At 39.9% G+C, this 9648-nt stretch carries 10 protein-coding genes and 1 pseudogene (1 of these 11 running past the window's edge); 6 read left to right on the plus strand and 5 right to left on the minus strand.

The window, feature by feature from the left end; translation table 11 throughout:
- Positions 1-1568: the 3' portion of an LptF/LptG family permease gene (locus CLV95_RS17510; protein WP_002721463.1), read on the plus strand. 253 nt of this gene lie to the left of the window's left edge; 1568 of the gene's 1821 nt are visible here — the last part of the coding sequence; its start codon lies off the left edge, out of view; the stop codon is at positions 1566-1568.
- A 38-nt stretch (positions 1569-1606) separates the two neighbouring features.
- Positions 1607-2437 (plus strand): hypothetical protein, encoded by an 831-nt coding sequence (locus CLV95_RS17515; protein WP_002721454.1) that lies wholly within the window; start codon positions 1607-1609, stop codon positions 2435-2437.
- 91 nt (positions 2438-2528) lie between these two features.
- On the opposite strand, the gene CLV95_RS17520 is transcribed toward CLV95_RS17515, so the two are convergent.
- On the minus strand, positions 2529-3332 hold the full coding sequence (locus CLV95_RS17520) for an FcpA-related putative periplasmic flagellar protein (RefSeq protein ID WP_002733069.1): 804 nt from the start codon (positions 3330-3332) through the stop codon (positions 2529-2531).
- 141 nt (positions 3333-3473) lie between these two features.
- On the opposite strand from CLV95_RS17520, the gene CLV95_RS17525 reads away from it, so the two are divergent.
- Complete coding sequence (locus CLV95_RS17525) at positions 3474-3917, plus strand: methylglyoxal synthase (RefSeq protein ID WP_002721507.1); 444 nt, start codon at positions 3474-3476, stop codon at positions 3915-3917.
- Between the two features lie 523 nt (positions 3918-4440).
- Here CLV95_RS17525 and CLV95_RS17530 read toward each other — a convergent pair.
- Entirely contained in the window at positions 4441-4749 is a 309-nt protein-coding gene (locus CLV95_RS17530) for a helix-turn-helix domain-containing protein (protein ID WP_016762619.1), read from the minus strand.
- Positions 4750-4924: 175 nt separating this feature from the next.
- On the opposite strand from CLV95_RS17530, the gene CLV95_RS17535 reads away from it, so the two are divergent.
- A complete protein-coding gene (locus tag CLV95_RS17535) occupies positions 4925-6283 on the plus strand; it encodes a hypothetical protein (protein WP_002733025.1) in 1359 nt (452 codons plus the stop codon).
- Here the strand turns inward: CLV95_RS17535 and CLV95_RS17540 are convergent.
- A complete protein-coding gene (locus tag CLV95_RS17540) occupies positions 6270-6983 on the minus strand; it encodes a TerC family protein (RefSeq protein ID WP_002721496.1) in 714 nt (237 codons plus the stop codon). The genes CLV95_RS17535 and CLV95_RS17540 overlap by 14 nt on opposite strands.
- A 76-nt stretch (positions 6984-7059) precedes the next feature.
- Here CLV95_RS17540 and CLV95_RS17545 point away from each other — a divergent pair, with 76 nt between their 5' ends.
- The gene (locus CLV95_RS17545; RefSeq protein ID WP_002721486.1) at positions 7060-7623 is read left to right on the plus strand and encodes a SelL-related redox protein; all 564 of its coding nucleotides are present in this window, start codon (positions 7060-7062) and stop codon (positions 7621-7623) included.
- A 2-nt stretch (positions 7624-7625) separates the two neighbouring features.
- Here the strand turns inward: CLV95_RS17545 and CLV95_RS17550 are convergent, their stop codons facing one another.
- Positions 7626-8060, minus strand: a complete 435-nt coding sequence (locus CLV95_RS17550) for a universal stress protein (RefSeq protein ID WP_002738131.1) — start codon at positions 8058-8060, stop codon at positions 7626-7628.
- Between the two features lie 158 nt (positions 8061-8218).
- Between CLV95_RS17550 and CLV95_RS17555 the strand changes: the two genes are divergently transcribed.
- Complete coding sequence (locus CLV95_RS17555; RefSeq protein WP_002721460.1) at positions 8219-9067, plus strand: hypothetical protein; 849 nt, start codon at positions 8219-8221, stop codon at positions 9065-9067.
- Between the two features lie 330 nt (positions 9068-9397).
- Here CLV95_RS17555 and CLV95_RS17565 read toward each other — a convergent pair.
- A pseudogene (locus CLV95_RS17565) lies at positions 9398-9648 on the minus strand (hypothetical protein); the annotation flags it as partial.

Consider the following 9648-nt stretch of genomic DNA (forward strand, 5'->3'; position numbering starts at 1 on the left):
AGGATCTTCCTCCGGATTTTAAAGTCCATACGGATAAGCGTAGGTTTTATATGGCGATTCCGATTTTAAATCGTTATATTTTAGGGGAGATCCTTTCTCCGTTTTTAGTGGCTCTTGCATTTTTTACTATGGTTTATATGGTTCTCGCTCTACAAAAAATGATCGGTCTTTTTGTGGGAAAGGGAGTGGACCCGCTTCGTCTTTTAGATTACTTCGGTTATCTTCTTGCCAATACTCTTCCGATGACGATTCCGATGGCCTGTTTGATGAGTGGAATCATGGCCGCTGGAAGACTTTCAGGGGATTCGGAAATCACGGCGATTCGTTCTGCTGGAGTTAGCTTCCCGAGAATTTATATTAACTTTCTTGCGTTCGGTTTCGTAATGGCTTTGGTTGTGGCTTATCTGAATTTCTATCTTTCTCCTGAAAATACGAGAAAGATGAACGAGTTCAACAAGTGGGTTCTTGCCTATAATCCTTTACTTGCAATCACTCCGGGGCAATTCAGCGGGGATAAAACGCAGGACCTATTCGAAAAACGCGCCCGTACGATGTACACGGACGGAATGAATTCCGACACGGGACAACTCAAAGGGGTTCAGATTCGAGAATGGGAAATTTTTCTAGAAGGAAACGAATATTTCAATCTCGGCGGAAAGATGATTCCTATGGGAGGATCTCGAATCATACAGATTATCAACGCGGGTAAAGGGAATCTCGTGGAAAAAATCGGACCCGACGGAGAATACGAAAAATCCATTCGTCTCAAAGACGGTTGGATTTTAGAATGGAGCGACGACCGAAAGAGTTTTTCCGTAACCGATTTTAGAAACGGAGAAATGGATTATAATATTCCTAAGGGGAAGGAAAAGAAAACTTTGGAGTTGAACGTAAAACCGGAAACTTTCTCTATGCCGGTCCTGTTTCAAATTCGAAATAACATAGAAAGCGAGGGTCTTGAAAAAATTCCGGGACTTGAAACCTTAAAAGAGATGGGGGTTGAGATAAAGGGTTTAATCGGACTAAAGCAAATGGTAGAGCAGATGAAGATCGATCTCGCCATGGGAGCGGCTAACGGAACTCTTACGCCGGACCAAATGACACAAAATTATTCCGTTCTGACCCAGTTGATGGCTTTAATGCAACAAGGGAAAAAAGTCTTAACGGATTTTAATGTGGAAATTCACAGAAGAATCGCAATGCCGATTTCTTGTTTGATTTTTTTCTTTATCTCATTCCCTTTGGGGCTCGTAGTCAAACGTTCCGGAAAAGGGATGAGTTTTACGCTTGCAGTCGTTTTCCTAATGATCTACTTTACATTTTTTACCCTGGGGAGTACGATTTCTTATAACGATAAGGTTCCTGATTGGATTGGTCCTTGGAGTGCCAATATTTTGATCGCACTTTTGAGTATCAACATTATGATCAAAAGAACCGACATGGATTTGCCGAAACCGATTCAAAAGGTTTTGGATAAAATTTCCGATCAAAAATCAAAATTGACAGAGAGATTGGAAAGTTTAAGTATATGGGGAAAAATAAAAAAGTTCACAAAAAGAGGTCTCTGACCCGGGGAATATAGTCGGTTAGTGTTAGAATGAATATGATGAGTCAGAAAAACGCGATCATTTGGCATCTTACTTCAGGGAAAGAGTTCCCAATTCAAATTTGGAAACATCCTCGCATTAATATCGAATTGAGTAAGGTTCCTCTCGACGGTCTTGGTGCGATTGATTTACTGAAATCCGATATTCATGTTTTTTTCCTTTCCGTAAATTTTGGGGAATGGAATGAGATTCGAGAATTTATCAGAAAATTTGAACTTCATCCTTATGCCAGTTTAATCTTGGTTTATTCCGACGATGCTGAAAAGATCAGTAGAGCTGTTCCTGAAAACAGTAAGATCGAAGTCCTCGAACATCCGGTTCATCCGAGAAATTTAAGACTTATCTTAGATAGGACAATTCAATCCGAATTTTATAAACTCGCTGCAAACGAAATCGGTAATAGTTGTTTGACGAACATCGGATTTTTTGAAGGGGTTTTCGAACTTGCTCAAAAAGAATACAAAGATGCGACTAAAGCGAACGAAGCCTTACAAGCTATTTTGGAATTCGAATCCAAAGTCAAGAAAAACAACGAGGAAATCAATAAGGCCTTGGAAAGAGTGAACGAACTGAAGAACAAGGAGTTACTTGCTCTTCACGAACGTCTCAAGGTTTCTGAGATTTTGGATTCCATGAAAACTCAGGAATTGAAAGATGCACTTGATTTTAAAAAAGCGACCGAACAAGCATTGGACTATTCTCATATAGAAGAGATCAAGATGGATAGAATCCTCGAAGCTCAGGATCGTCTTTTTGCATACACTGAAAAAGAGATCAAAGATCTGATCGAAGAGAATCAAAATCTGAAAAAACGTCTCGGAATTCAGTAGAAAAGTTTTCTTCGAAACTCAGGTTTAGTTTTTAAAACTAAGATTTTGCCGAGATAGGATCGAACTTAGGGACAAAACTTAAATTCTTTTTTTAGTCTTTAAAAAGTTCTTTGGAAAATTCCTGATAATCCGCAGAATTCTTTCCGAATTTAAATTCCGCATATAAGAGTCCGTGTTTTTTCCGGAGAATGTCGTATTTTTCCTGGGCTTGGTCGTCTCGGTTTTTTTTGGAAAGGCGGTAGGCTCTTTCATAACAATTTGCAAGAAAACCTTGGGCTTCCGAGTCTTCGTAGTATTTATTTCCGATTTGAATATATCTTTCCAAAAGATCCATGGCTTGCAGGAAATTTTTTAAGGCAAGTTGGTGTTTGATGTATTCTCTATAGACGTTTGCTTGTAGATCGCGATAAGTTTCAGTGTCCTTGACCTTTGGATTCTGGATTTTTTCCAAAGAATTCATCGAGGAAACTAAAAGATGGACGGAATCCGATCTGGATTTATTGAGATCTCTTGCAAGAGATCTTTCAAAATTTTCGCGGCGATTTTTTCTTTGCCATTCGTAACGATCCGCTTCGAAAATTTGTTGATCGAATTCTTTCCGTTTCGCATTTACGAGGTCGTTCGTTTTTTTAAAACGATCTACAGAGTTAAGGAAATTTTCTTTCGCTTTTTCGAAAAGATTTTTGGAATTTTCCTCGCTTGCGTCTCCCAATAAGTCCAGGTCTTCGAATTGAAGAGGATTTTTTCCCCAATTGGATTCTCCGTTGCTTCCATCCGGGATCAGAATTTCGATCTTCTTTTCATTTGGTGCTTGTTCGCTTTTAAGTGAAAAAGGAGAATGAAATAAAAGAAATAAAATCGTAAAAAATCTAAAGTAACATGAAGAATGCTTCATCTGAGACCGGAGTAAAGAAAAAACGCGAAAAGAATCACGGATTGACTTTGAAAAAAAATATTCTAGGTCAATTTAGGATTGGTCTGAAATTTGCGTCATCAAAAAATTAGATCGAAAATACACAAGAAAGAGTTATAAAAAATGAAAGAAGTTTCGGTACCAGCAACCAAGAGGATTGCACTCGTTGCACATGATAATCGCAAAGAGGATTTGGTATCCTGGGTCAAGGCCCACAGGGAAATCCTTTCTAAACATCGTTTATTCGGAACGGGAACGACGGGAAAATTGATAAGCGAAGAAACGGGACTTCCTGTTACCAGGTTTCTTTCCGGACCTTTGGGGGGAGATCAGCAGATTGGTGCTAAAATTGCGGAAGGGGATTTGGATATCGTTGTCTTCTTTTGGGATCCGCTTACCGCTCAACCTCATGATCCGGACGTAAAAGCCCTACTCAGGATCGCGGTACTTTATAATGTGCCCATGGCTTGTAATCGTTCCACGGCCGATTACATGATTAGTTCTCCTCAATTCACTATATCCTACGAAAAAGTTCTTCTGAATTTTGAACTGTTGTGTGAAAGTTAAAAAACGAAATTTGCGCTCGCCTTAATATTATTGATCTCTATCAGGTTGAGTACTGTAAATTTTTATTGCAAAGCTCGGTTTCGGCGCAAAATAACCGGGTGTTTTGTTTTGAACTTGTCTCAAAGCCTACTTGCGAGACATTTTAAATAAAATGATAGCGGGTACGAGTTGGAATAAAGCAACGTAATTATCGAGTTTGAATTCCCGCAAGTCTTTACGACTCTAAATGTGTTGAACTAAACAAAGTGCGTTCGACCTTTTATCTAAAAGGATTGAGGAAATCTCTGCACTTTAGTTTCACATTCGGGACTGTCTTATGTTCAAGAATCATACGAATTTAAGGATCGGTTTCGCATTAGTTATGCCAAATTCCCGTTAAAGTTCAAAAATTAGGCTGTTTGACGAACAAAATGAGGAAGAGTAAAAAAGCCTAACGCCTAATCATTGACATCTAAAACTCTAACCACTAAAATAACCGGTGCTTTGGAGTGGGTTTATAAACGGAATAAAAACAAAAGGAACTTTAGGACTTAGAAAACTTTTTTTTACGTTTCCCGCTAGCTGCCTTGAGAGTTTTGGATTTTTTCTCAAAACCTTCCGGTTTTTCGTCAAAATGAAAAAAAAAATCAAAGGATTTGCCAAGGATTTTATAGATTCTCCAGAATTCGATAACGTCAAGACGTCTTTCACCGGATTCAATTTTGGAAATATAAGATTGGGGTTGGCCCAAACGCATAGCAACCTCAAACTGAGTAAGGTCTGCATCTTTTCTGGCAGCGATTAAATTTTTGCAAAAAATTTTCGCTTCGCGTGAATGGATAGACTTAAACAAAACGGAGAAATTTTACATTCTGAAATAGAATATCCCAAAATAGGATATTTTTATAAAAAAATAAGAAACTTACGGATTCGAATTCACTTTTGAAAGTTTGAAAATTATAAATTACAGTCGGTTCGTTGACAAAAACAGCTTGCCAATTCGTTCCGTATGAGGAATTTCACGCATCATGTGTGATACGTTTGTTGCCACGCCGTCTTTTACCGGAACCGGTTCGATGATCTTTGGAAAAAATTCGGACAGGGAACCTAACGAGGCCCAGGCTCTACTGAGAGTTCTCCCTCGTTTACGGGAAGCCGAGACACTCTGTACTTACATTCAAATTCCCGGAATAAAACAAACTCAAGAAGTCATTCTTTCCAAACCCTTTCAGATGTGGGGGGCGGAGATGGGAGCGAACGCTTCCGGAGTTGTGATCGGAAACGAAGCGGTCTTTACGAAAATCCCTTTTGAAAAAAAGAATCAAGGACTCACTGGAATGGATCTATTGCGTCTCGCTTTGGAAAGAAGTAAAGATGCCGAGACTGCGAGAGATACGATCCTTCAACTTTTGGAACGATTCGGTCAGGATGCTTGTGGTGGTTATATGAATTCTTCTTTTTACTATCATAACAGTTTTTTGATCGCAGATTTTCGGAATGCGTTCGTGTTGGAAACCGCCGGAAAGTTTTGGGCTTGGAAAAGGATCGAAGGTTTCTATTCGATTTCCAATGGATTGACTTTGGAGGACGATTACGACGCAATTCATCCGAAAGCGATCGAATTCGCTTTCAAAAAAAATTGGATGAAAAAGGGAGAAACATTCTCTTTTCGTAAAGCGTTCTCGGATTCTTTTTTTACTTTTTTCAGCAAGTGTAGGACAAGAAGGGAGAAAATCAGGACAATGGGAGCATTCAAAAAAGGGAATTTAGACGTACATGCTGCGACGGAGATTCTCAGAATGGAAGGAGAACCGTTGCAAACGGCGGACTTTTATCCTTCTTCTTCGGATATGGGCTCGGTTTGCCTTCATGCCACCGGCCCGATTACGCCTAACGGAACTACTGCTTCTTTAGTTGCCGAGTTGAAACCGAATCTTTCTAAAAACCGTTTTTGGTTTACCGGCACTTCGATTCCTTCCATTTCTTTTTTTCTACCGGCGGGCTTTTCAGGAACGAGTTTTTTAGAAAAAAATTTTGAACAACCCGGTTCTAAATTGGATACTTCCCTTTGGTGGGTCCACGAAAAGTTCTACAGAAAGATCCAGCGTTTTTATCCCGATGCAAAAAGGCTCGTGCAACCTCGGATTGCCGTTTTGGAAAAAGAATGGTTCCGGGAATTGAAAAAGTTGGAAAAAAATTCAAATCCTTCGAAAGGTTTGGACTTTTTGAGTGAAAGAGCCGTAAAGACGGCTCTTCAAGAATATACGTTTTGGGATGAGAATTTGTTCATCGAACTGAGTAAAAATCGGCCTAGGAAAACATTCGCGCCCTTTTATAGTCTACAATGGTCTTACTGGAATCGAAAAGCGGGCATCATTGTCTCTTAGAGTTTGCCTTGCGAATTCTCATATTGATCAATTCCACGCCGAGAGAAAAGGCCATGGAAAAATACACGTACCCTTTCGGTATGTGAAAGTGAAGCCCGTCCGCAAATAACATCGCTCCGATCATGATCAGAAACGAAAGCGCCAAAACTTTCATCGTAGGATGTTCGTTGATAAAATCGCTGACCGTTCCGGAAAAGACGAGCATAACGATCATAGAAAGAACCACCGCCGCTACCATCACTTGAAACTGACCTGAAAGTCCAACCGCGGTCACGATCGAATCCACGGAAAAAATGATATCGAGAAGAATCAATTGAAGGATGACTCCCCAGAAAGAGATTTTTTCCTTTTTGGGCATTTCCTCTTCGATTCCTTCCACTTTGCCGTGGATTTCACTTGTACTCTTTGCGATTAAAAACAGACCTCCTCCCAGCATGATCAAGTCTCTGCCTGAAATTGCGAAATCGGCGATTGTGACAAGGGGCGCCGTCAAGGATGCGATCCAACTGACTGCGAATAACAAACCGATTCTAAACCCCAGAGCTAACATGAGACCGAGATTTCTTGCTTGATTTTGTTTATTTTTGGGAAGTTTACCGGAAACGATCGAAAGAAAAACAATATTGTCGATTCCAAGAACGATTTCCATCAGAGTAAGGGTCAGAATTGCGACGACTTTATCGAGTGTGAGTAGTTCCATGCAGATGCAATTAATTTTTCGAAAACGAAGAAATCAATCGATTTACAAAGGAATTTAAGGGGGCATACTTGTAGGTATGAAGTTTCTTCCGGAAAGTTTCGAAACGAGAGAAGCGGTCGGAATTCATCTGAGGAGTAAAGCAATTCTTCCTTGTTTGCCTCCTCGTCTCAGTCTTTTGGTATTTTTAAGGCATTCGGGATGTATTTTCAGCCGGGAGGCGATTGCCGACCTTAAGGAAATTTTTGAAACTTGTCTTTCTTTTCCGCCGATTCTGTTTTTTTTTCCGGGAAACTTAGGGGACTGTGAAAGATTCTTTGAAGGAGTTTGGAAAGACGCTTGTGTCGTTTCCGATCCCGAAACGGAATTCTATCAAGACTTGGAGTTGAAAACCGCCAACATAATTCAACTTGCGAGTCCCGAAGTATTGATTGGAACCGCGAGAGCTGCACTCAAGGGGCATTTTTACGGAATCCCGGGAAGCAACACATTGCAGATGCCCGGAGTGTTTCTTGTGGTTCGGGATCGTATCGTATGGGAACATAGATACAGACATATCGGAGACCATCCCGACTGGAAAAATCTTCCAGGAGTGACACTTTTACCGGGACCGGAATTCGATCCCGGTGTTTTACCTGCTTAGTTTTAGCGTACGACCGTAACGGAACAAGTCGCGTGATGGACGATTCGATCCGAAACCGAACCTACTAAAAATCTTCCCACTGCGGAAAGACCCCTCGAACCGATTACGATCATATCATAATTTCCTTTTGTGGCCGTTTCTACGATCGTATCCGCGGGGTAACCTTCCAGAACCAGACGATCCCATTTGAGATCGGGAGACTCGTCCAAAGGAGAATGGATCTTTTCAAATCTTTGTTCCGAAATCCATCTCACTCTGTCTTTACCTTCGGGAGCTTTTTCGTAATAACCGGGAAGGGGACCGAATTCTTCGATAACTTCCAGAACCGTAAGATTTGCGTTTGCCGCTTTTGCGATTGCGATTGCCACTTCCAATGCCTTTTTGGAACTTTCCGAACCGTCTACGGGGACTAAGATTTTTTTGATGAATCTTTGCATATTGTTTCTCTTCGCAAGGAGTGTATCTCCCCTAAGTCCGTTTTCCAATCAAAAAATTAGAAATTTTAGACTTGTAAGACTCGATTTTGATCAACCAGAGAATAAGGATTCCTATAAAAACTTGGACAAGTAAGACTTGATACGGATTTTTTTCAGCCATGCAACAAAAAACGGAATTGGATCGTATATTCATAAATTCTTATTTACAATACAAAAACTTCGGCGATTCGAAAGCTTTGATAGAACAAGCTTTCTTTTGGATTCGTAGAATCGCAGTTCGTAAATATTCTTTAAGCGAGGACGGACTGAACGAGGTGTTACTCAAGTTTATTCAAAAAATGGAATATTTTTCCGAACTTTACGAAACCAGAGGATTTGAGAATTTTTCCGCGTATGCTATCGTATTTTTAAAACATCTCATATGGAATCAGTGGAAAAAGGAAATTCAATCTTCAAAAACGGAACCGCTCTTTTTGGAACCGGACGGCTTACCCGGTTCGGCCGTTTACGAACCAGACTATAGTACAGAACTTTCTCAGGATAGAATTTTCCTGCGAGAAATTCTACGAAATCTTGATCCAAGAGGTGTTCTGATACTCAAACTCAAACACAATTTGTTTCTGGAAAGGAAGGAGATTCTACTTTTGAAAAGTATCCTTTCCGCATCCGGAAATTCGATTCAGGATTTTTTAAAGGAAAGAATGGAGAAAAGATTTACGGCTCGAAGTCAAGAATTGGCCCTTTTGGAAAGGTTGGAAATGTCTCATCAAATTCTTTTTTCCAAACGGGAGAACGCCGCCAGTTTTTCTTCCAAAGCAAAACAAAAACTTAAGAAAAAACTTTTGAGAGTCGAAATGATTTATACGTACGATGAAATTTCTTGTTGGTTCGGCTGGAAGCACTCCGTAATCAAAAGACTATATCTTCAAACTATGAATTCTTTGAAAAACTCTCGTAAAGATTTGAAGTTTGTTTCATTTCTAATTAAGAAAAAAGAGTCCGCGTGATGTCGATGGATAGATGTTAGAACTTTACATACAGCCCTTTTTTCTCCATACACATGGGTTTCCTAAAATCAAGTTTACAGGAATCAAACTGCGAATGAACGAAATGAGGAGTAAAAAACTTAAATGCCGATGAAGCCGAACATTGTTGTAAAGAAAAACGACTTGTTCAAGAGTGTATTGAGTTTACAGTGTTATGGATCATGTCGATTTAAAACTGGGGAAAACAATGAATCAGTTTTCCATTATTTTCGGGAATCGATTGAATTTCGATTCGTTTGAGAAACGTCATTTACACAAAATCGTTGGCAACACCTGGTTAACAATGTCACGTTAGAGAATTCCATTTTCTTTCAGGGTTTTTTCGGAGAATCCTGTAATTTCTAAAACGGTCTTTAGATCAATCCCCTCTTCAGCATTTTACCGGCATCTTCCAATTTTTCTTCGATCCTACCTTCAATCTTGCCCTGCTGCATGCCTTGTTCAATCCCTTGTTGTATTCCTTCTGAAATGAGTCTCTCCGCTGTAGTCATCGTTAACTCCTCGTATTGTTCCAATTTTGATATTGCCAAAACTCTTTTGAG

Origin of the sequence: Leptospira borgpetersenii serovar Javanica (assembly GCF_003046425.1) — a bacterium.
Classification (GTDB): domain Bacteria; phylum Spirochaetota; class Leptospiria; order Leptospirales; family Leptospiraceae; genus Leptospira; species Leptospira borgpetersenii.